The following is a 20893-nucleotide window of genomic DNA, read 5'->3' as shown; positions in this document are numbered from 1 at the left end:
CCGCCCTCCCGGGCAGGTCCGTGCTGTCCGGGGTCAGCTACGCCGGAAGGCGTAGCGGCGGGCCGAACCCGCCCCCTGGCCGCGTCCGACCCCGGAGAAGCCCGCGCCGCCGCGGGGAACCGGTCCGGTGGTCGGCGCGACCGGCCGGCCGGCGGTGGGCCTCGCCACGGCCGGCAGCTCCGACCCGTCAACGGTCGGACTGTCGGCCGTCACCGTGCCCTCGTCGGAGCCGGTCAGTTCCTTGCCGGCCAGTTCCCTGCCGGACGGCTTGCTGCCGGCGGCGGATTTCCGCCCACTCCTGGTCTTTCGCTTGGCAGCCATACGGCGCCTCCTCGTTGGTCAGGACCACCCTGCGGCGGTGCAACGACGGGAAAGGGGCCCCGGGAAGGTCCTGTGTCCAGAGGATGCCGAAACGGCAGGAATGCGGACGCCCGGAGCGCACAGACCACGCGCGGAGGCGCGGGTCCGGCTGGATGAAGGGGCGTCAGTTACGCATGCCACGACAGTAACCGGTCGGACCGGCCGGCGCAGCATATTTTCTCCGCGAACCGACCGGCTGTCTCCAGTCCGCCGACGACCGGGTCAGATCCGGGACGGCTCCGGGGCGACCGGGTTCGGCAGCGCGCCACCGAATCGACGGTCGCGCTGCGCGTACAACTCGCAGGCGTACCAGAGGTGCCGACGGTCGAAGTCGGGCCAGAGCGTGTCGAGGAAGATCAGCTCGGCGTACGCGCTCTGCCAGAGCATGAAGTTGGAGGTCCGCTGCTCGCCCGAGGGACGCAGGAACAGGTCGACCTCCGGCACCTCGGGGTGGTAGAGGTACCGGGCGATCATCTTCTCGTTCACCTTGCCCGGATCGACCCGGCCGGCGGCGACGTCCCGGGCGATCGCGGCGGCGGCGTCGGCGATCTCGGCCTGACCGCCGTAGTTCACGCAGAACTGGAGGGTCAGCGTCGAGTTGCCCTGGGACATCTCCTCAGCCGTCTGCAGCTCCGAGATCACGCTCTTCCAGAGCCGACCGGCCCGGCCGGACCAGACCACCCGTACCCCGAGGTCGACCAACTGGTCCCGGCGACGCCGGATGACGTCCCGGTTGAAGCCCATCAGGAAGCGGACCTCCTCTGGCGAGCGCCGCCAGTTCTCCGTGGAGAACGCGTACGCCGTCAGATAGGGGATGCCGAGTTCGATGGCGCCCTCGATGGTGTCGAAGAGCGAGTATTCACCCTGCTCGTGCCCCTTGGTCCGGGGCAGACCCCGCTCCTTGGCCCACCGGCCGTTGCCGTCCATCACGATGGCCACGTGTCGGGGCAGCGCCTCGGACGGCAGCGCGGGCGGGCGGGCACCGGACGGATGCGGAGTCGGTGGACTGGGTTGCCGACGTAATCCCCGGCTCATCGCTCGGTTCACTGTGCTTCCTTCGTTCCGTCCCGTGCACCGCTCGACCCTCTGTCGACCAGCGGCAAAGAGCGTAACCCCCGCTCCAGGTGCCACTGCAGGTGCGCCGCCACCAGACCACTGCACTCCCGGCGGTGCGCCGGCTCGGCGACGTCGGCGATCCGCCAGTCGCCGGACGTGAGCGCGGTCATCAGCTCGATCGTGGCGGGTGCCGGATGGGCGGCGCCGGGCGGTCGGCAGTCCGGGCAGACACACCCCCCGGCCGGTACGGAGAACGCGCCGTGCCGCCCCGGTGTGCCGCAGACGGCACAGGCGACCAGGGCCGGTGCCCAACCGGCCAGCGCCATCCCCCGCAACAGGTACGCGTCGAGCACCAGGGTGCTGGCGTGCTCCCCGTCGGCGAGTGCCCGCAGGCCGCCCAGGGTCAGCTGGAACAGCCGCAACGACGGCTCCCGCTCCACCGGGGTGAGGCGTTCGGCCGTCTCCACGATCGCGCTGGCCGCCGTGTAGCGCGGATAGTCGTCGACAAGACGCTTGCCGTACAGCTGGATGCCCTCGACCTGGCTGATGCTGTGCAGGGAACTGCCCTGCTCGCCCTTCGGGTCGCCGGCCAACTGCAGGTCGACGTGACCGAACGGCTCCAGCCTGGCGCCGAACCGCGACATGGTCCGCCGTACGCCCCGGGCGACCGCCCGGAGCCGGCCGTGCCGGCGGGTCAGCAGGGTGATGATCCGGTCCGACTCGCCGAGCTTCTGCGCGCGGAGCACCACCGCGTCGTCGCGGTAGAGCTGGCGGCGGTACCCGGGCATCCGACCATTGTTCCCTGCCCGCCCGACCGACTGTTCCCTACCCGGCCCGAGGTGCTGTTCGCTACCCGGCCCGACCGGCTGTTCCCTGCCCGGCCCGACCGTCGCGGCCGGTCACGGCCCGGTCGCGTTATCCGGGCCGGTGTCGGCCCACCCCGAGGCCGGATCAGGGTGCTACCCCGATCCGGATGGTGGGGCTTCCCGGATGTTTTCCAGGCCGGACCGGACATAGGTTGCTGGCATGCGACTTCTTCGGCCCCTCACCGGCGCCGCCGCGATTGTCCTGCTGGCAGGTCTGGTCGGATGTGAGCCGCTCGCCGAGCGACAGCTGGAGTTCAGCGACACCGAACGTGTCAAGATCACCGAGATCCGGGTCGCCCCGGGCTCCGGTGACCTGGTGGTCCGGACCGGCCCGGTCGCCGACGTCGAGGTCCGACGGGTGATCCGGTACCGCAGCGGAAACCCTGAGCAGCACACCTACCGGATCGAGGGCAGCACGCTGTTCATCGACATCGAGTGTGGTCGCGCCTGCAGCGTGTCGTACGACATCCTGGCCCCGGCCGGCGTGGCGGTACGCGGCGAGAACGGCTCCGGCGACGTCTCGTTGACCGACGTGGCGGTGGTCGACTTCACGGTCGGCTCCGGTGACGTGGCCGTCTCCGGGGCGACCGGGGCGGTCCGGGCCGAGACCGGGTCCGGCGACATCACCCTCGCCCGGCTGCCGGGAGCCGTGGCGGCGCGGGCCACGTCGGGCGACATCGAGGGACGCGAACTGGGGGCCGGGAAGGTGCAGGCGGAGACGGGCTCCGGAAACATCACGCTGACCCTGTCGACGGCCGCCTCGGTCGAGGCCCGGGCGTCGAGCGGGTCGGTCACGCTGTCCGTACCCGCTGGCGGCTACCAGGTCCGGACCGCCACCGGCTCGGGGAACGCCCACAGCGAGGTGCCGAACGCCCCGGACGCGACGGCGGTGCTCGACGCGAGCACCGGCAGCGGCGACATCACCATTCAGCAGCGCTGAGCGGACCGCCCGACGGACCGGCGGGGCGTGGTCAGCCGGCCAGCCGCTGCCGGACCTTCTCCCGCACACCCTCCGGCGCCTCCGGCACCTCCAGCAGTCGGGGCAGCAGTTCCGGTTCGAGCGTCCAGGCGCGGAAGCCCTCGGCGACACTCACCCCGTGGTCGGGGCGGTGCACCACGGTCACCTGGTCACCGGCCCGGACCTCGCCCGGCTCCACGACCCGCAGGTACGCTCCGGGCCGGGCCTCCCGGGTGAACCGCTTGATCCACTGCGGTTCGGCCATCTTGAGCTGGAACGTGGCACACGGGATCCGGGCGAACGTCACCTGCAGCAGCAGCTCGGCACCGATCCGCCACCGCTCGCCGATGAGCGCGCCGTTCACGTCGACCCCGGTCGTGGTCAGGTTCTCGCCGAAGATCCCGCCGGGCAGGTCGCGGCCGAGTTCCGCCTCCCACCAGTCGTAGTCCTCCCGGGCGTACGCGTACGCCGCCTGGTCGTCGCCGCCGTGGTGGGCCATGTCGAAGATCTGGTCCCCGACCAGGCCGCTGCCGAGACCGGTGGTCTTCGGGCCCGGCGCCCGGACCGGCACCGGCCCGTCGACCGGGCGCTTGTTGATGCCGGTGACGCCGACCGCCTTGGCGGTGTTCGGCTCCGGTACGGCGAGGTTGACCGACAGGATCCTGCTCATCCGCACGCTCCTCCCTGCCCCTGGCGGGACGGTACGCGGTTCAGTGCCGCTCGCCGAGCGAATATCTGCTGAACTGCGCCCCGAGCAGCCCGATCGTGCCCAGTTCCTCGGCCAGCGGCCGCGCCCGGTCGGCGTACGGCTCGGCGTCGTCGACCGGCTCGTACCCGATCTCGCGACCCTCGGCCAGCGACCACCACCGGCGGGTGTTCCGACTGACCCCCCAGAGCACCCGGAACCCGGTCGCGTCCGTACCCAGACAGGCGTCGACCAGCCGGGCGCAGTCGTCCGGGGAGAGCCAGCCGTCCAGTCCACGTAGTCCGGGCGGCTCCGGGAAGCAGGCACCGATCCGCAGTGCGAAGACCGTCATCCCGAACCGGTCCGCATAGAGGCTGCCGAGCGACTCGACCGCGGCCTTGGTCCAGCCGTAGTAGGAGTCCGGCCGGGGCGGCACCCCGGACGGCACCCCGTCTGGGCCGGTCGGCGCCGGCACCCCGGCCGGTTCCGGGCTGCTGCCGGGCTGGCGGTAGAAACCCGCGGCGTGGATCGAGGAGGCCAGCACGACCCGGCGTACCCCCGCCGCCCGGGCCGCCTCCAGCACGTTCCGGGTGCCGATCACGTTCACCGCCAGCAGCGTGTCCCAGGCGTCCTCGGTGGGGATCGCGGCGAGGTGCACCACCGCGTCCACTCCGGCACAGGCCGCCGCCAGCGCCGCCGGGTCGGCCAGGTCGGCCCGGACCAGCTCCACCCGCTCATCCGGACCGGCCGGCTCCTGGTCGACGACGTCGAGCAGGCGCAGGATCCGGTCCGCGGCGGCGAGCCGCGGCCGCAGATATCCGCCGATCCGGCCGCCCGACCCCGTGACCAACACCCGTTCCGGCACGTCAACCACCCTTCGCCCCGACGACGGCCCCACCCCGGTGGGCCACAAGGAGATTCTGACGGTCGGACGACTCAGAAGCCGAGCTTACGAAGCTGCTTCGGATCCCGCTGCCAGTCCTTCGCCACCCGCACATGCAGGTCGAGATAGATCCGACTGCCGAGCAGCTCCTCGATCTGCTGCCGGGCCCGGGTGCCGACATCCTTGAGCCGGGAACCCCGGGCACCGATCACGATGGCCTTCTGACTGCTCCGCTCGACGTACACGTCGGCGTAGATCTTGATCAGCCGGCCCTCGGAGATCATCTCCTCGACCACCACGGCGATCGAGTGTGGCAACTCGTCGCGGACGCCCTCCAGCGCCGCTTCCCGGATCAGCTCGGCGACCAGGACCTGTTCGGGCTCGTCGGTGAGCATGTCGTCCGGGTAGAGCTGCGGCGACGGCGGCAGATAGCCGGTCATCACCTCGACCAGGGTCTCGACCTGGTAGCCGGAGACCGCGCTGACCGGCACCACGTCGGCGAACTCCCCCAGCTCACTGACCGCGAGCAGCTGCTCGGCCAACCGCTTCCGGTCGACCAGGTCGGTCTTGGTCACCACCGCCAGCACCTTGGCCTTGAGTTCGGCGAGCTCGCCGGTGATGAACCGGTCACCACGGCCGATCGGCTCGTCGGCCGGGATGCAGAGACCGATCACGTCGACCTCGCTCCAGGTCTGCCGGACCAGGTCGTTGAGCCGCTCGCCGAGCAGCGTACGGGGACGGTGCAGGCCGGGTGTGTCCACCAGGACCAACTGCGAGTCGGGTCGGTGCAGGACGGCCCGGATCACGTGCCGGGTGGTCTGCGGCTTGTTGGAGGTGATGGCGATCTTCTGGCCGACGATGGCGTTGGTCAGCGTCGACTTCCCGGCGTTCGGACGGCCGACAAAACAGGCGAAGCCTGCCCGGTAGTCGTCGCCTGCCTGGCGGTTCGCCGTCACTCGACCACCGTGCCGAGCACGGTGCCGTCCGGGGCCGCCACGTGGATGGGGGCGTCGGTCGCCAGGTCACGGACGGCGGCGTGGCCGGCCCCGTCCAGCGTCGACGCCTCGGTGACCACCGCGCCGGCCTCCAGCCGGGTGGCACCGGCGGCGACCGCCGAGGCGACCGCCAACTGCAGCGCGGTGATGGTCAGCGACGGCAGCGACACGCTGGCCGCGGCATAGGTGCGCCCGTCCTGGTCGCGGACGGCCGCACCCTCGACCGCACCGATCCTGGCCCGGGCTCCCCTGGCCAGGATCACCAGTTTGTTGTCCTCGGCGCTCAGCTCGACGGCCACCGGGGCGGTCGGGGCGGCGGACGACTCAGGCATCAGCGGGTTGCCTCTCCTCAGACCGGGAGTGCTCCTCCCGGGTCGGCTGTGCGGCCCGGAAATCGGGGTCGGTACGGGTCGGGTGGTCCGGGTCGCCATTCCGCTCCCGGTCGCCGTCCCGCGCGCGGTCGTGGTCGCGGTCGTCGGTCCCGGTCACCCGGCGGACCAGTACGGAGTCGATGTGGTTGCGCCGGCCGGTGGTGCCCTCGGCGAGCAGCCGGAGTCCACCCACCTCCGCCTCGGCGCCGGGGATCGGCACCCGGCCGAGCGCCTGGGCGAGGAGTCCGCCGACGGTCTCCACCTCGTCGGCCGGCAGTTCGACGTCGAACAGCTCGCCGAGAGTCTCGACCGGCAGTCGGGCGGTGACCCGGACCTCGTTGTCGTCGAGCCGCTCGACCGGCGGCCGCTCGACGTCGTACTCGTCGGTGATCTCGCCGACGATCTCCTCCAGGATGTCCTCGATGGTGACCAGGCCCCCGGTGCCGCCGTACTCGTCGACGACGATCACCATGTGGGTCCGGGCCGCCTGCATCTCGGAGAGCAGGTCGTCGACCGGCTTCGACTCGGGTACGAAGGTCGCCGCGCGCATGACCTCGGCCACCGACCGCTCCTCGCCGTCCGGGTCGCCGCCCTGGGTCTGCCGGATCACGTCCTTGAGGTAGAGCACGCCGAGCACGTCGTCAACGCTGTCGCCGATCACCGGGATCCGGGAGAACCCGGACCGGAGGAAGAGCACCAGCGCCTGGGACAGCGTCTTGTTCGTCTCGATCCAGACCATCTCGGTACGCGGCACCATCACCTCGCGGACGATGGTGTCGCCGAGCGCGAAGACCGAGTGGATCATCTGTCGTTCGCCGTGCTCCACCACCCCACGCTGCTCGGCCAGGTCGACCAGTTCGCGCAGTTCCACCTGGGTGGCGAACGGACCCTCCCGGAACCCCCGGCCGGGGGTCACCGCGTTGCCGATCAGGATCAGCAGCGAGGCGAGCGGGTTCAGCACCCGCCCCAGCCAGCGGACCACCGGCGCGGTGGCCCGGCCGACCGCGTACGCGTGCTGCCTGCCGATGGTGCGCGGCGCGACACCGACCACCACGAAGCTGACCACGGTCATCGCGCCGGCGGTGACCAGCGCGGCCGTCACGCCAGCACCGAAGGTGTCGACCGCGACCAGCGCGACCAGCACGGTCGCGGTCAGCTCGCAGAGCAGACGCAGCAACAGCAGCAGGTTGATGTGCCGGGCCGCGTCGGCGGCGACGATCTGCAGGGTACGGGCCCCGCGTACGCCGTCCCGGGCGAGTTCACCGGCCTGGGCCGGGGAGACGGCGCCGAGTGCCGCGTCCGCCATCGCGAAGATCCCGGCGAGCACCACCAGGGCGGCGGCGAAGAAGATCAGTTGGAGGTCGGGCAGACCGGCCGCGGCAGAACCGGCCTCGGCCAGCGGGATGGACGGTACGCCCACCGCGTCGGCCAGGGTGGCTAAGTGACCGGGCATCAGTGCGCCCGGGTCGCGCGCCAGCCGTCGAGGAGGCGGGCCTGCAGTCCGAACATCTCCCGCTCCTCCTCCGGCTCGGCGTGGTCGTAGCCGAGCAGGTGCAGCACACCGTGCACGGTCAACAGGTGCAGTTCGTCGGCGGGCGAGTGCCCGGCGGTGGCGGCCTGCTTGGCGGCGACCTCCGGGCAGAGCACGATGTCGCCGAGCAGCGCCGGCTCACCGCCGTTCACCTCGCCCGGCCCGTGGTCGACGCTGCCCTCGTCCATGGGGAAGGCGAGTACGTCGGTGGGCCCGTCCCCACCCATCCAGCGGTGGTTGAGTTCGGTCATGTAGTCGACGTCGACGAGCAGCACCGACAGTTCGGCCAGGGAGTTCACCCCCATCTCGTCGAGGGCGTACCGGGCGACGGCGAGCACCGCGTCGGTGTCGACGGTCGTACCCGACTCATTGGCGATCTCGATGGACAACTGGTTCTTTCCTCTGCTGCGTCAGCGGCGGCGGCCGGCCCGGCCGCCGTGGGCGGTACGGCCCGGCACGGCGTGCACGCCCTGGCCCTGCTGAGACTCCCGCTCGGCGTCCCAGCGGGCGTACGCGTCCACGATCTCACTCACCAGCCGGTGCCGTACGACGTCGGAGCTGGAGAGCTGGGCGAAGTGCACGTCCTCGACGCCGTCCAGGATCTCCCGTACGGCGCGCAGCCCGCTGGTCGTCCCGCCGGGCAGGTCGACCTGGGTGACGTCACCGGTGACCACGATCTTGGAGCCGAAGCCCAGTCGGGTGAGGAACATCTTCATCTGCTCGGGCGTGGTGTTCTGCGCCTCGTCGAGGATGATGAACGCGTCGTTGAGCGTCCTGCCCCGCATGTACGCCAGCGGCGCGACCTCGATCGTCCCGGCGGCCATCAGCTTCGGGATCGACTCGGGGTCGAGCATGTCGTGCAGCGCGTCGTAGAGCGGCCGCAGGTACGGGTCGATCTTCTCGGACAGGGTGCCGGGCAGGAAGCCGAGCCGCTCGCCGGCCTCGACCGCCGGGCGGGTCAGGATGATCCGGTTGACCTGCTTGGCCTGCAGCGCCTGGACGGCCTTCGCCATCGCGAGGTACGTCTTGCCGGTACCGGCGGGGCCGATGCCGAAGATGATGGTGTTCTGGTCGATCGCGTCGACGTACCGCTTCTGGCCGAGGGTCTTGGGCCGGATGGTCCGTCCGCGCCGGGACAGGATGTTGAGCGTCAGCACCTCGGCCGGGCGCTCTGCGCCGCCCTGCTCGATCATGCCGAGGGTACGCCGCACGGCGTCGGTGGTCAGGGTCTCGCCTTTCTCGATCAGCTCGAGCAGCTCGGTGAAGAGGCGCTCCGCGAAGGCATTGTCGCCGGGGGCACCGGTGACGGTGATCTCGTTGCCCCGGACATGCACGTCACTGGTGATCGACCGCTCGATCAGTCGCAGGATCTCGTCGCCCGCGCCGAGCAGATTAACCATGATCTTGGGGTCAGGGACCGTGATCCTGGTCTGCACCCGGGGCTGCCCGGGGGGTGGGGTACCGGTCATGGGTCGGGCCCGCGGCCCTGTGCCACCTGCTCTCGATCTCGATGCCGCGCCCAGGCGGCGCGGCGTGCGGACGTTACCGTCATCGTATCTGTTCAACACCGCCGGCACGCCGCCCATTTCCGCCGGGGCGGTCAGCTGTGTCGGGTGTTAACAGGGGGCCCTTCCTACACCGAAAACGATAATAAGGGGCCCTTCCTTACACCTGGCGGAAGTCGAAACGGTCGAACGTCTCCTGGTGGCGGGTGAACCGGTAGGTCGCCCAGTGCATCAGGATCACATTCCCCTGGTCGTCGCGGGTGAGGCGGAGGAGTTCACCGACCTCCCGACCGGAGACCGTCCGCAGCACGTCGGGGCGGTCCGGGAGGGGTTCGAAGACCGCCGGCGGCCGGCCCGCCGGGTCGTCGGCGCCCCGGGCCCGCAGGGTGCCGTCCCGCCAGCTGAAGACGTACTCGAAACCCTCGCCCCACCAGCGGCCGAGCAGCCCCCGGTACGCCTCCGGCGCCGGCTCGCCCGGGGTCCACGGCGCGATGTCGGCCGGGTCGTCCTCGGCCGAGGCGGCGAGCAGCTGGTGGCTGAGTTCGTTGACCGCGGTGCCGGTGCCGGAGGAGCCGAAGACCGCGCAGCCCAGCGCCGCCGGGCTGCCGGCACCGCCGCGCCGGCCGTAGACGCTGGCCAGGAAGCCCGGCATCGCGCCGTCGTGCCCGACGTGGCTGATCCGCTCGCCGCCGGCCGAACGCGAACCGGTCGGCGCGCTCTGCGGCACCAGGATCAGGCCGAGCCCGAAACCGGCGGACCAGACCGCCTCGTCGGTGGTGGTCGCCGGCCAGCGCATCTCGTCGAGGGTGCCCGGGCCCAGCACCGTGCCGTCCGGGTCGACCGTCGCCGGGTCGGCCAGGAACGCCGCCCACCGCGCCATGTCCGAGGCGGTGCTCCAGAGCTGGGCCGCAGGCCCGAGCGCGCCGAGGTCGGTGTTCGGCTCCGGCCGGGCGTGGTCGGAGTACGCGTCGACCAGGAACCCGGTCGCCGCGGCCGGTGGCGGGGCGAGGCTGGTGTCGGCGAGTCCGAGTGGCCGCAGGATCCGGTCGGCGAGGACCTCGGCCCAGGTGCCGCCCCGCAACCGGGCGGCGGCCTGGCCGAGCAGGGCGACGCCGAGGTTGGAGTAGTGGAAGCGGCGGGCCGGCGGCAGGACCCGCTCGGCCCGGGCCAGGTCGGCGAGGAGTTCCGTCACGTCCGGGGTGTGCAGGGTGTCCCAGATGTCGCCGTACGGCTCACGTTGCACCCCGGAGGTGTGCGACAGCAGCCGACGTACGGTGAGTTCCCCGTGGGCGGGGACGTCCAGGTGTGCCGAGATCGGGTCGTCGAGGTCGAGCAGGCCGTGGTCGCGACACTGCAGGACGAGGACGGCGGTGAAGGTCTTGGTGACGGAGCCGATCCGGAAGGCGGTCCGCGCGCTCAGCGGGCTGTCGTTGCCGGTCGCGCCGACCGTGCAGGTCCAGAGCGGCCGGTCCGCCCGGTGCAGCGCGGCGGAGACCGCGGGTATCCGGGACTCCGCCTGTGCCTGCCGGACCATCCGCTCGTACCGCCGAGTCATCCCGGTCACGCACCGCCCCCTCACGCCAAGATCACTGATCGTACCGGTCACCCTCCCGACCTCGAAGAACTGGGTGTCGGCGGGTTCCGGTGACGTCGGGGTTCAGCGCGACCGCATCGGCCCCAGCGGCTCCCCGCCGAGCACGTGCGCGTGCGCGTGGAAGACCTCCTGGCCGCCGTACGGGCCGGTGTTGAAGATCATCCGGAAGCCGTCGGCGAGCAGGCCCTCGCTCTCCGCCACCACCGCCGCCGTGCCGAGCACCTCACCGGCCAGCGCCGGGTCGGCCTGGGCGAGCGTCGCCACGTCCGCGTAGTGCTCCTTCGGGATCACCAGCACGTGCACCGGCGCCTGCGGCCCGATGTCCCGGAAGGCCAGCGTGGTCTCGGTCTCCCGGACCACGGTCGCCGGGATCTCCCCGGCGACGATCCGGCAGAACAGGCAGTCGCTGTTGCTCTCCATGCCCCGCATCGTAGGGGTGCCGCCCCGGCCGCGCGGCGCGCCTCCCGCGCGTCCCGGCCGCGACCTGGTCCGACAACCGCGGGTACGGCCGCGCCGGTCGAACCAGTCCGAGCGAATTGGCTCTGTCCCGGCGCCGCCGACGCTCCGACCCTGGAGACCATGACCGTCTTCGCATCGAGCCCCATCACCGCCCTGGTCGACGTGCCGGTGCGGTACGACCTCGCCGAGAGCACATGTCCGCCGTTGACCACCGGTGCCCTCGCCGAGGCCGCCGCGCTCGCGGACCTGCCGCTCGGCTACGGCACCTCACGCGGTGACACCAAACTGCGCGAACTGATCGCCGCCGACGCCGGGGTGCGGCCGGACCAGGTGCTGGTCACGGTCGGCGGGATCGAGGCGATGTTCCTGCTGGCCCAGGCCACCTGCGGGCCCGGCGACCGGGTGCTGCTCGCGACACCCTGCTTCCCACCGGCCCGGACCGTGCCGGAGGGGCTCGGGGCGCGGGTGGAGGTGCTGCCACTGTCGTTCGACGACGGCTACCGACTGCCGCTGGACCGGCTGGCCCGTACCCTGACGCCGGACACCCGCCTGGTGTCCGTGGCGTCGCCGCAGAACCCGTCGGGTGTCCGCTTCACCGACGAGGAGCTGCGTACCCTGCTCGCCGTCGTCGCGGAACGGGCGCCCGACGCCGTGCTGCTGGTCGATGAGACCTACCGTGCCGCCACCTACGGTGACGCTCCGGTCCCATCCTCGGCCGCGACACTGTCGCCACGGATCGTGACCTGCTCCTCGATCTCCAAGGCACACGGTGCGCCGGGGCTGCGGATCGGCTGGCTGACCACGACGGACCCCGACCTGTACGAGCGGCTCCGGGAGGCCAAGTTCGTCACCACGATCGCCTGCTCCACCCTTGACGAGTACTTCGCCACCCGGGTCCTCCGACGGCAGGCCGAACTCCTCCGCCCCCGCGCGCGGCGGCTGCGGGACGCGCTCGACGAACTGGTGGACTGGACCCGGCACCACCGGTTGGAGATCGTCCTCCCGGACGGCGGCGCCATGTGCTGCCTGCGCCTGCCGGCCGACCGGTTCACCGACGACGCGGTCCCGGAGTTCCACGCCCGCCTCGCCGCGCGGGACACCCGGGTCGCACCCGGCTCCTGGTTCGGCGAGTCGGACCGGGTGTTCCGGCTCGGCTTCGGCCACCTTCCGCCCGACGAGTTCAGCGCGGCACTCGACCGCCTCGCCGATGCTCTTCCCCGGCAACGGAGCGCGGCACCGACTGCGGCATGATGATCAGATGGCGGGACGCGCGGTACTGGTGACGGGAGCCTCCAGGGGCATCGGACGGGCGGTGGCGATCGCGTTCGCCACCGGCGGGGACCGGGTGGCCGTACACCACCGGGACTCGACCCCGCTGGCCGAGGAACTCGTCGCGGCGCTGCCCGGCGACGGGCACGTGGTGGTCCGGGCCGACCTCGCCGACCCGGCCGAGGTGCGGACGATGGTGGACGAGGCGGCGGACCGGCTCGGCGGACTCGACGTACTGGTCAACAACGCCGGGGTGTTCGGCGGGGCGGACGACCCGCATCCGGTCTTCGAAACCTCCTACGAGCAGTGGCAGCAGCAGTGGCGGCGGATCCTCGACGTCAACCTGCTCGGCGCCGCCAACGCCATCTGGTGCGCCGCCCCCCACCTGCGACAGCGGCGTGGCCGGATCGTCAACGTCTCGTCCCGGGGCGCCTTCCGGGGCGAGCCGACCCAACCGGCGTACGGCGCCAGCAAGGCCGCGCTGAACTCGCTCGGCCAGTCGCTGGCGGTGGCCCTCGCCCCGTACGGCATCGCGGTCGCCACGGTCGCGCCCGGCTTCGTCGAGACCGACATGACCAACGAGCACCTCAAGGCCCCGCGCGGTGACGCGATCCGGGCGCAGAGCCCGTTCAACCGGGTCGCCCGCCCGGAGGAGGTCGCCTCGGCCGTGTACTGGCTCGCCTCCCCCGAGGCGGAGTGGGCCTCCGGCACCATCGTCGACCTGAACGGCGCCTCGTACCTGCGGACCTGACGGCGACTCTCCCCTGCCCCGTCCCGGTCCAGTCCGGTCAGCGGTCCCAGTCGTGCAGCACCGCCTGCGCGTAGGCGACCCGGTGGTCCAGCCGCCGGGGGGCGAGGTGGAAGACCTTGTTGAGGCCGCGGTACTCCAGTGCCGTGCCGTGTCCCGGCGCACGCCAGCGGGTGCGGGTCGGGCCGTCCGGCACCATGTCGTCGCCCCCGGTCCCGGTGACCGCCGAATACAGCCCGATGATGACCAGGAACGGCACCCACAGCGGCGCGAACACGACGTACGCCAGCCAGGTGTACCAACTGCCGACCCGGCCGGTGAACGTCGTCGGACCGGCGCCGGGCGTCACGGTCCATCGGATCCGGCGCGGCCACGGCCAGAACCGACCGGGCCGGCGGGTGATCGTGGCCAGTGCCGAACCGTCGGCCGCACACACCTCGTAGCTCTCCGCTCCGGTCGGCCGGACCGTACAGAGGACTTCGCCGTCGGGCCGGCTGCGGATCGTGAACGGTGACCGGGGCAGGACGACCGCCTTCTTCGCGTTACGCGGTGCCGAGACCCGGGCGAGGTCGACGTTGTGCCGACCGGCACCCCAGGTCCGGATGTCGCCGTTGCCGCCGGACACCGCGACCCCGAACGACCAGCGGGACGGCGACACGGCCTCCGACACGAGCGGCGGCACACTCTGCGCCGGTCGCGGATCAGTCGAGTCCATGCTCATGAACCCGGAGTCACGCAACGCCGGAGTCGGGCAGCACACCGGCGTAGGGCGCCCGCCGCCACGCGATCTTGTTCACGTCGTGGATGGTTCCACTGATCAACTCGTCGGTCAACGCAGGTCCCCACCGCCGCCGGGTCACCCGGTGGCCGCAGGCGGTGGTGCGGCGTACAGCGACGTCATCAGCAGCACCATGACCGAGGCCCCGCACCCCGATCCCCGGCTATGCCCCATCGCCTAATCTGGAGGGTGGCCGAGCGTACGAGCGACAGCACTCCGACTGTATGTCGCGCTGGCACGGAGGTTGTCATGGCACTCACCCCCCGCTTCCGGCCGGGCGCCTCCCGCCGGCCGTTCGTCGACCGTGAGCCGGTGCTCGTCGCGTTCCAGGACCTACTGGCGGGGTACGAGAACAACACCCGGGTGGTGAACCTGACCGGGATCGGCGGGATCGGAAAGTCCCGCCTTCTCGTCGAGTTGCGCAACCGGGTCCCGGCCAGCCGCCCGACCGCCGTACTGGATCTCCAGGTGCCGGCGCAGCGGGAACACCAGGACGCGCTGGCCGTGCTCCGGACCCAGTTCGGTCAGCAGGGGGTGAAGTTCCACCGGTTCGACATCGCGTACGCGGTGCTGTGGCAACGACTCCATCCCCGGCTCAGCCTCGGTCGGGAGGGTCGTGCTCTGGTCGAGAACAGCGAGGTGCTGACCGGGCTACTCGACCAGATCACCGCGGTCCCGGTGTTCGGCACCGCGGTCAAGTTGATCGACCTGGCCGACCGTAACGTACGCCGATGGCACCATGTACGTAACGACGAGACCCTGCGCGAGCTGGACCAGTTGCCACTTCCACAGCTCATGGACGCGGTGACGTACCTGTTCGCGGCCGACCTGCGGGACGGCGGGCGGGCGCCGCAAGTCCTGTTCGTCGACGCGTACGAGGCGTTGATCGGCGGTGCCGCCCGGGCCGGCCGGACCGCCGCCGTGGACTCCTGGCTGCGTGACCTGGTGGCCCAGGTCGACGACGGTCTCACCGTGATCGCCAGTCGGGAGCCGATCGACTGGCACCGCTACGACCCGGCGTGGGCGGAGCTGACCCACACCATCCCGATCGGCGGCCTGCCGGTTCCCGCGCGGCTGGAGTTGCTGGCGGCGATCGGGGTGGAGGATCCCGAACTGGCCGGGTCGATCGCCCACGGCAGTGAGGGCGTGCCGTTCTTCCTCCACCTCGCCACGGACGCCGGCACCACCGCCACGGATGGTTCGGTCGTTTCGCCGGACGCGATCCTGGAACGGTTCCTCCAGCACGTCGACCCGGTGGACGTACGGATGCTGGAACTGCTGAGCCCGGCCCGGCTCTTCGACAGCGAGGTGTTCCGGGCGGTCGCGGACGCGTACGCCCTGCCGTCACACACTCTGGCCTGGGAGTCGCTGATCGGCTACTCCTTCGTGCAGCCCGCCGGTGACTTCGGGCTGCAACTGCACCAGCTCATGGCGTCGACCATGCGACGCCGGCTCAGCGTACCCAGCCGGGTCGCCCTGCACCGCCTGCTGCACCGGATCTGGCGGGACCGGGCCGACCGGGCCGGAGTGGCACCGGCGGAGATGGTGGTGGCGCTGCGGGAGGCGGCCCACCACGGACTCTGCGGCGACGACCTGTCGCCGACCATCTTCCTCGACTACAGCGACCGGGTACGCACGGCGTCGGCGACATCCGGGGTGGAGGGCATGCTGGCGGACCTGGAGGACTACCTGGTCGAGGCGGATGCCAGCCACCTGGAGCACCTGGTCACCTGCCTGCGCGCGGAGACGCTGGTCATGCACGGCGATGCCGCCGCTGCGGCGGAGCTGACCGCAGCGCTACCGATCGAGCCACCGGCCGACCAGGTCTGGGCCCGCCTCGCGGTGGCGGCGGCGCACGCCCGCCGCATCCTCGGCGACACGGCCGACGCGCTGCACCGGTACGAGATGGTGTGGCAGAGCTACGACGGGCCGGCCAGGTTGGACGCCGGTCTGTGGGCGGGTGACCTGCACATGGCGCAGGGACGCTTCGTCGACGCGATCGACGCGGCGACCGAGATCGAGCGGATGCTGCCGGCCCACTGTCACGAGGAGCGGGGCAACGTAGAACGGTTGCTCCACCTGGGCTACCGGTTCGCCTTCGACTATCCGGCCTCGGCCGACTACCTCGCGCGGGCCCAGGCGAGTTACACCACCGCGCGCAGCGCGATCGGCCTGGCGGACATCATGACCAATCGTGCCGAGTTGCTGGCGGTCACCGATCCTCGGGCGGCGGTGCCGGTGGCGCACGCCGCCCTCACCCGGCAACGCGAGATCGGCGCGGACCACGAGATCGGCAAGGCGTACTGTGCGCTGGGTCTGGCCCACACCGCCCTGGGTGAGCTCGGCGCGGCCGAGCACGCCCTCGGCGAGGCGGTCGCGGCGTTCGAACGTTCGGCGTACCGCTCCGGCCGAGCCCGGGCGGAGCTCTACCGGGCCGCCCTGTCGGCCCGGCTCGGCCGCCGTACCGAGGCGCTCGCCTCGGTCCGCTGGGCGATCGCCGAGTTGGAGGCGGCCGAGGTCTACCCGACCCTGGTGATCGCCGGGGTGCGGCTGGCGGAACGCCTCGGGGAGCCCGCGCCGGACCTCGACGCCGCGGTCGCCCGGGCGCGAGCCGCTCTGCGCCTGCCGGAGAGCGTGACCGACCTGGACCACCGGATCGGCAACGTGCTCGAGCTGCTCACCGGCGACGGGCTCTCCGCCCTGCACCGGGAAGCGCTGGGTCGGGACGACCACGCGGCCGGCTTCTACAACCACAACGTCCGGGTCGGGGACGACCTGGTACGCATCCCGATCCCGGACACCGACACGATGGACCTGGCGATCTGGCCCGAGCACCTGGTGCTGGCCGCCGTCGGGCGGCACGTGCCGGCCGTGCCGAAACTGCGTGCGGTGCACGCCGACCCCGCGTTCCAGGTGCACGAGTACGTCGAGGGCGTGGTGGTCGATTCGGTCGCGCCCAAGAACACCGCCGTCCCCGACGGCCTGGTCGAGCAGGTGGCGGAGTTCTTCGTGACCATGGGTCTGGTGCCGGCGGCCGAGCTTCCGCGGCCACCGGGCGACTGGCCACGTGACGGCGACACCGCCGGCTTCGCCAGCCAGCTCAGCAACGTCACCCGGGAGGTGCACCGGGAGAACCTGGAGCAGTTCGGCTGGCTCTGGAACGAACTGCGGTTCCCCGCCGACCCGTTCGCTCCGATCACCTGGTCGGAACTGAGCGCCCGCCCGTTCCGTCTGGTCCACGCGGACGTGCACCGCAAGAACATGATCCTCACGCCGGCCGGCCGGATCGTGATCATCGACTGGGAGTTCGCGCTATGGGGTGATCCGGTCTACGACCTCTGCAGCCATCTGCACAAGATGGCCTACCTGCCGGACGACGAGGCCGCGATGCGGGCCGCCTGGCAGGCCCGGCTGCCGGCGGAGGCGACCGTACGGTGGGAAGCCGACCTCGATCTGTACCTGTCCCACGAGCGGGTCAAGTCGGCGCTGGTCGACTCGGTGCGCTACTTCAAGGTGGTTTCCGACCCGGACGTCTCCCCGGACCGGGTGCGGGAGCTGGTGGAGAACCTGGCGCTCAAGGTTTCCCGGGCCAGGACGGTCTGGGGTACGCCCGGCGAGGTCGAGCCGGCGGAGATCACCCGGGCGTTACGGGTCACCAGCTGACCGGGCAACTCAGATCACCTCCATCTCGTCGAGTTCCGGTCCCGGCAGGCCGATGCCCTCCGGTTGGGCCGCGTACCACCAGGCGGTCGAGGCGACGTCGTCGCGCAGCGGCAGGTAACGCTCGCCGGACCGCCAGCCGAGCGCCTGCACCGTCATCCGGATGTCCCGCTCGAACCGGATCGGGTCCGGCAGATGCCACCGGTACATGCCGAACCGCTGCTGGCTGCGCGCCTGACCATCCTGCCGGACCACCTGGTGGAAACCGAGGTACGGGGTGGTGTAGGTGGTGTATCCCTGGCCGGGTACGTCGAAGCCCCAGGCGCCGCCGACGTAGTCCTCCGTACCGGTGCCGCAGATGGTCGGGAACTGGTCGTCGCCGTCGAGGTAACACTTCACTTCGCCCTCGCCCCACCACCCACCGCTGTTCGACCCCCAGGCCAGGTAGGTGCCGACGTAGTGTCCCGGTCCGGGTACCCCGGTCAGCAGCACGTGCTCCTCCAGCGCGGCCAGCGGATTGCTGCGTCGCCAGCAGGCGTGCAGGTACCCGGCCGCCGCTTCGACCTCCACCAGCTCGTAGTCGATCTGGTAGAACACCGTCACCGGCACCGGGCCGGGGTTTTCCAGCACGAGGCGGGCACGACGCCGGAAGGGCATCTCCCAGTAGCAGTTCAGGCCGCCGTACGGGTTCACCACCACCGGGATGGAGTTGACCGGGGCGTATTCGGCCCAACCCTGACAGAAGAAGTCGCCGAGCGGAACCGAGATGGCGGGCCGGGTGCTCTCCTCCCAGTATCCCCGCAGGACCAGCGTGCGCAGGTGGTCGGGGTGGACCGCGAACCAGATATGCCGGACCACAGCGGGACCCTCGACATCAGCCAGGACGGTGTGCTGTCCGGGTGGCACGACCACGCTCGGTGACACCTTCCAGCCCTGCCCCAGTTCCCGGGCCGCGTGGGCGCCGGTGCCGTCGACCGCCCTACCGCCCATTCCCTTGCCGCCGGTGGGGTTCTCCGGGCTCACCGACCGGGTACGGCCGGTGGTGATCCCGGACAGACCGGCAACGCCGTAGCTGTTCATCTCGCCTCCACGGATACAACGCTCAGGCTCTGACCCGGCCGTCCGGCAGCTCGCCGGTGCGCTCCCCGCTCATCGCCGCCCGGGCCGCACCAGCCACCACTGGGAAGAACGGCGACACCGCCGCCAGGTCGGAAAGGAGCTGGTCGGGAGCGGTGGCGGCCAGTTCCGCCGCCCCGCTCTTGCCCGTGGCCACCGCCACCACGGCCGCACCCGCCGTCCGGGCCGTCCGTACGTCCGCCGGGGTGTCGCCGACGATCACGGTCGCGGGTCCCGGAAAGTCCCGCCCGTACCGGTCGGCAGCGCGGGCGCGGGCGATGCCGACCAGGGCCGCCCGCTCCCGGTGGTCGGATCCATAGGCGCCCGCGTCCAGGTCCACCCAGCGGGTCAGGCCGAACGCGTCGAGTTTCACCGCCGCCACCCCGCGCAGGTTGCCGGTGAGCACGCTCTGCGCCACCTCGGGGTGTCCGGCGAGCTCGGCCAGCGTCCGCTCCACGCCGGGCAACATCCGACCCCGGGTACGCAGCAGGTCGATCCGCTCCTCGTGCAGGGCGGTCAATTCGTACGCGAACCGGGCGAAGATCTGTTCGGTGGGCGTCAGGTCGTGCAGCCGCAGCATACGGTGCAGCACGTCTGGTTCGGTGAGTCCGGGGATCTTGATCAGTTCTCGCATCGGCACGCCGGTCACCCGGGTGAACGCCTCGCCGAACAGGGCGGTGCCGACGCCCCGGGTCTCAATCAACGTATGGTCGACGTCCCACAGAACCAGGTATCTCGGTGACACGCGGTTGCCCCCTGTCCGCGCCCGTGCGACGGACCGGCGGGAAGCCAGGCCCTCCGAATCATGGTGGCGGGCCCGTCACCGGTCCAGGATGCCGTACACAATCGACGGCACCCGCCACTCGTCACTGGAACACATTGACACAGACCAGTGCCGCGTGCCCTACTTGAAGGCTCGACTCGTGCGCTCGCTCGGCCGCCGCGTGAGCGCCACCTCACGCTGAACGACCGCCGCCTCCCATTGGATGGCCGCCGCACCGCACTGGACGACCGCCACCTCGTCTCGGAAAGGACGTCATGCCGGTTGCCACTCCCGCACTCTACCGAGAGATGCTGGACCGGGCGAAGCAACATCACTTCGCCTATCCTGCGGTAAATGTGCGCTCGTCGACTGAACTACATGGCGCGCTGAGCGGCTTCGCCGAGGCGGCGAGCGACGGGATCATCCAGGTGACCGTTCGGGGAGCTGAATTCTGGTCCGGCTCGACCGTCATGGACGGGGTACGCGGCGCAACCGCCTTCGCCGACTTCGCCCGCGCGGCGGCGGAGGGCTACCCGACCACGGTTGCCCTGCACACCGACCACTGCCCGTCAACCCGGTACGAGTCGTTCCTCCTGCCGCTGATCCACGCCTCCCAGCAGCGGGTCAGCGCCGGTGACCAGCCGTTGTTCCAGTCGTACATGTGGGACGGCTCCGCCCTCCCGTTGGCCCGGAACCTCGAACTGAGCCGGCAACTGCTCGACGAGTGCGCGAAGGCCGAGGCGGTTCTGGAGATCGAGATCGGGGTGATCGGCGAGGAACCGAGCAGCGACCCCCGGCTCTACTCCACGGTCGAGGACGCGTCACGGGTAGTCACCGCACTCGGTGACGGCGACAGGGGGCGTTACCTCGTCGCGGCCGCATTCGGCAATGTCCACGGCGTGTATCGACCGGCCGAGGTGAGGCTCCGTCCAGAACTGTTGGGAGAAATCCAACGGGCGGTCGGTTCCCGAATCGGCCGGGACCGACCATTCGATTTCGTCTTCCACGGTGGTTCCGGTGCCAGTCAGACGGACGTCGCGACCGCCGTTTCGCACGGTGTGGTGAAGATGAATCTGGACACCGACACGCAGTACGCGTTCACGCGGGCGATCGCCGACTACCTGTTCCGCCGATACGACAGGGTGCTGCGGATAGACGGGGACCTCGGTGACAAGTCGGTCTACGGCTCTCGTGGATATCTGGAGAAAGCGGAAGGGGCGATGGCCGCCCGGGTACGCCAGGCCTGCGTGGAGACCGGATCCGCCGGCACCCGGCCAGCCCCTTGAACCTCAGCGA

General features: G+C 71.3%; 20 protein-coding genes. 5 read left to right on the top strand and 15 right to left on the bottom strand.

Annotated features, from left to right (window positions below; translation table 11 throughout):
- Window positions 1–33: 33 nt before the first annotated feature.
- From V1633_RS35020 to recO, 3 genes are all read right to left on the bottom strand, one after another.
- The gene (locus V1633_RS35020) at window positions 34–321 is read right to left on the bottom strand and encodes a hypothetical protein (protein ID WP_331218304.1); all 288 of its coding nucleotides are present in this window, start codon (window positions 319–321) and stop codon (window positions 34–36) included.
- A gap of 261 nt (window positions 322–582) precedes the next feature.
- Window positions 583–1395 carry an isoprenyl transferase gene (locus tag V1633_RS35015; RefSeq protein WP_331218368.1) on the bottom strand — a complete coding sequence of 271 codons (813 nt, stop codon included), beginning with the start codon at window positions 1393–1395 and terminating at the stop codon, window positions 583–585.
- 8 nt (window positions 1396–1403) lie between these two features.
- Window positions 1404–2204: a DNA repair protein RecO gene (gene recO, locus V1633_RS35010; protein ID WP_331218305.1), complete on the bottom strand. Its 801-nt coding sequence runs from the start codon at window positions 2202–2204 to the stop codon at window positions 1404–1406.
- Window positions 2205–2442: 238 nt separating this feature from the next.
- On the opposite strand from recO, the gene V1633_RS35005 reads away from it, so the two are divergent.
- Window positions 2443–3222: a DUF4097 family beta strand repeat-containing protein gene (locus V1633_RS35005; protein WP_331218306.1), complete on the top strand. Its 780-nt coding sequence runs from the start codon at window positions 2443–2445 to the stop codon at window positions 3220–3222.
- A 31-nt stretch (window positions 3223–3253) separates the two neighbouring features.
- Here the strand turns inward: V1633_RS35005 and V1633_RS35000 are convergent, their stop codons facing one another.
- The 9 genes from V1633_RS35000 to V1633_RS34960 form a co-directional block, all read right to left on the bottom strand.
- Complete coding sequence (locus V1633_RS35000; RefSeq protein WP_331218307.1) at window positions 3254–3910, bottom strand: MOSC domain-containing protein; 657 nt, start codon at window positions 3908–3910, stop codon at window positions 3254–3256.
- A gap of 40 nt (window positions 3911–3950) precedes the next feature.
- The gene (locus tag V1633_RS34995; RefSeq protein ID WP_331218308.1) at window positions 3951–4790 is read right to left on the bottom strand and encodes an NAD-dependent epimerase/dehydratase family protein; all 840 of its coding nucleotides are present in this window, start codon (window positions 4788–4790) and stop codon (window positions 3951–3953) included.
- A gap of 71 nt (window positions 4791–4861) precedes the next feature.
- Window positions 4862–5764: a GTPase Era gene (era, locus tag V1633_RS34990; RefSeq protein ID WP_331218309.1), complete on the bottom strand. Its 903-nt coding sequence runs from the start codon at window positions 5762–5764 to the stop codon at window positions 4862–4864.
- Entirely contained in the window at window positions 5761–6135 is a 375-nt protein-coding gene (locus V1633_RS34985; protein WP_331218310.1) for a cytidine deaminase, read from the bottom strand. The genes era and V1633_RS34985 overlap by 4 nt, the downstream gene beginning before the upstream one ends.
- Window positions 6128–7627, bottom strand: a complete 1500-nt coding sequence (locus V1633_RS34980; protein WP_331218311.1) for a hemolysin family protein — start codon at window positions 7625–7627, stop codon at window positions 6128–6130. The genes V1633_RS34985 and V1633_RS34980 overlap by 8 nt, the downstream gene beginning before the upstream one ends.
- Window positions 7627–8094 (bottom strand): rRNA maturation RNase YbeY, encoded by a 468-nt coding sequence (ybeY, locus tag V1633_RS34975; protein WP_331218312.1) that lies wholly within the window; start codon window positions 8092–8094, stop codon window positions 7627–7629. The genes V1633_RS34980 and ybeY overlap by 1 nt, the downstream gene beginning before the upstream one ends.
- A 21-nt stretch (window positions 8095–8115) precedes the next feature.
- A complete protein-coding gene (locus V1633_RS34970; RefSeq protein ID WP_331218313.1) occupies window positions 8116–9174 on the bottom strand; it encodes a PhoH family protein in 1059 nt (352 codons plus the stop codon).
- 196 nt (window positions 9175–9370) lie between these two features.
- Window positions 9371–10765 carry a serine hydrolase domain-containing protein gene (locus V1633_RS34965; RefSeq protein ID WP_407952156.1) on the bottom strand — a complete coding sequence of 465 codons (1395 nt, stop codon included), beginning with the start codon at window positions 10763–10765 and terminating at the stop codon, window positions 9371–9373.
- A gap of 102 nt (window positions 10766–10867) precedes the next feature.
- Entirely contained in the window at window positions 10868–11224 is a 357-nt protein-coding gene (locus tag V1633_RS34960) for a histidine triad nucleotide-binding protein (RefSeq protein ID WP_331218315.1), read from the bottom strand.
- 159 nt (window positions 11225–11383) lie between these two features.
- Between V1633_RS34960 and V1633_RS34955 the strand changes: the two genes are divergently transcribed.
- Window positions 11384–12514: a pyridoxal phosphate-dependent aminotransferase gene (locus tag V1633_RS34955; protein ID WP_331218316.1), complete on the top strand. Its 1131-nt coding sequence runs from the start codon at window positions 11384–11386 to the stop codon at window positions 12512–12514.
- Window positions 12515–12521: 7 nt separating this feature from the next.
- Window positions 12522–13283, top strand: coding sequence for an SDR family NAD(P)-dependent oxidoreductase (locus V1633_RS34950; RefSeq protein ID WP_331218317.1), 762 nt, complete (start codon window positions 12522–12524; stop codon window positions 13281–13283).
- 37 nt (window positions 13284–13320) lie between these two features.
- Here the strand turns inward: V1633_RS34950 and V1633_RS34945 are convergent, their stop codons facing one another.
- Window positions 13321–13995 (bottom strand): hypothetical protein, encoded by a 675-nt coding sequence (locus tag V1633_RS34945; protein ID WP_331218318.1) that lies wholly within the window; start codon window positions 13993–13995, stop codon window positions 13321–13323.
- A 312-nt stretch (window positions 13996–14307) separates the two neighbouring features.
- Between V1633_RS34945 and V1633_RS34940 the strand changes: the two genes are divergently transcribed.
- Window positions 14308–17721 carry a phosphotransferase gene (locus tag V1633_RS34940; protein WP_331218319.1) on the top strand — a complete coding sequence of 1138 codons (3414 nt, stop codon included), beginning with the start codon at window positions 14308–14310 and terminating at the stop codon, window positions 17719–17721.
- Window positions 17722–17730: 9 nt separating this feature from the next.
- On the opposite strand, the gene V1633_RS34935 is transcribed toward V1633_RS34940, so the two are convergent.
- Both V1633_RS34935 and V1633_RS34930 read right to left on the bottom strand, forming a co-directional pair.
- Window positions 17731–18798 carry a glycoside hydrolase family 172 protein gene (locus V1633_RS34935; protein ID WP_331218320.1) on the bottom strand — a complete coding sequence of 356 codons (1068 nt, stop codon included), beginning with the start codon at window positions 18796–18798 and terminating at the stop codon, window positions 17731–17733.
- A 22-nt stretch (window positions 18799–18820) separates the two neighbouring features.
- Window positions 18821–19579, bottom strand: coding sequence for an HAD family hydrolase (locus V1633_RS34930; RefSeq protein ID WP_331218321.1), 759 nt, complete (start codon window positions 19577–19579; stop codon window positions 18821–18823).
- Window positions 19580–19872: 293 nt separating this feature from the next.
- On the opposite strand from V1633_RS34930, the gene fbaA reads away from it, so the two are divergent.
- Entirely contained in the window at window positions 19873–20883 is a 1011-nt protein-coding gene (gene fbaA / locus V1633_RS34925) for a class II fructose-bisphosphate aldolase (RefSeq protein WP_331218322.1), read from the top strand.
- Window positions 20884–20893: the final 10 nt, after the last annotated feature.

The sequence above is a fragment of the Plantactinospora sonchi genome (assembly GCF_036422035.1).
Classification (GTDB): domain Bacteria; phylum Actinomycetota; class Actinomycetes; order Mycobacteriales; family Micromonosporaceae; genus Plantactinospora; species Plantactinospora sonchi.
Note: the sequence above shows the minus strand (reverse complement) of the source record. Positions and strands in the feature narration are given on the sequence as shown.

Coding starts and splice junctions, on each gene's coding strand:
- V1633_RS35000 (WP_331218307.1), bottom strand. CDS start 3,910: ATGAGCAGGATCCTGTCGGTCAACCTCGCCGTACCGGAGCCGAACACC.
- recO (WP_331218305.1), bottom strand. CDS start 2,204: ATGCCCGGGTACCGCCGCCAGCTCTACCGCGACGACGCGGTGGTGCTC.
- V1633_RS34945 (WP_331218318.1), bottom strand. CDS start 13,995: ATGGACTCGACTGATCCGCGACCGGCGCAGAGTGTGCCGCCGCTCGTG.
- V1633_RS34960 (WP_331218315.1), bottom strand. CDS start 11,224: ATGGAGAGCAACAGCGACTGCCTGTTCTGCCGGATCGTCGCCGGGGAG.
- V1633_RS34955 (WP_331218316.1), top strand. CDS start 11,384: ATGACCGTCTTCGCATCGAGCCCCATCACCGCCCTGGTCGACGTGCCG.
- V1633_RS34965 (WP_407952156.1), bottom strand. CDS start 10,765: ATGACTCGGCGGTACGAGCGGATGGTCCGGCAGGCACAGGCGGAGTCC.
- V1633_RS34970 (WP_331218313.1), bottom strand. CDS start 9,174: ATGACCGGTACCCCACCCCCCGGGCAGCCCCGGGTGCAGACCAGGATC.
- V1633_RS35005 (WP_331218306.1), top strand. CDS start 2,443: ATGCGACTTCTTCGGCCCCTCACCGGCGCCGCCGCGATTGTCCTGCTG.
- V1633_RS34935 (WP_331218320.1), bottom strand. CDS start 18,798: ATGAACAGCTACGGCGTTGCCGGTCTGTCCGGGATCACCACCGGCCGT.
- V1633_RS34950 (WP_331218317.1), top strand. CDS start 12,522: ATGGCGGGACGCGCGGTACTGGTGACGGGAGCCTCCAGGGGCATCGGA.
- V1633_RS35020 (WP_331218304.1), bottom strand. CDS start 321: ATGGCTGCCAAGCGAAAGACCAGGAGTGGGCGGAAATCCGCCGCCGGC.
- fbaA (WP_331218322.1), top strand. CDS start 19,873: ATGCCGGTTGCCACTCCCGCACTCTACCGAGAGATGCTGGACCGGGCG.
- V1633_RS34985 (WP_331218310.1), bottom strand. CDS start 6,135: ATGCCTGAGTCGTCCGCCGCCCCGACCGCCCCGGTGGCCGTCGAGCTG.
- V1633_RS34940 (WP_331218319.1), top strand. CDS start 14,308: ATGGCACTCACCCCCCGCTTCCGGCCGGGCGCCTCCCGCCGGCCGTTC.
- V1633_RS34980 (WP_331218311.1), bottom strand. CDS start 7,627: ATGCCCGGTCACTTAGCCACCCTGGCCGACGCGGTGGGCGTACCGTCC.
- V1633_RS35015 (WP_331218368.1), bottom strand. CDS start 1,395: ATGAGCCGGGGATTACGTCGGCAACCCAGTCCACCGACTCCGCATCCG.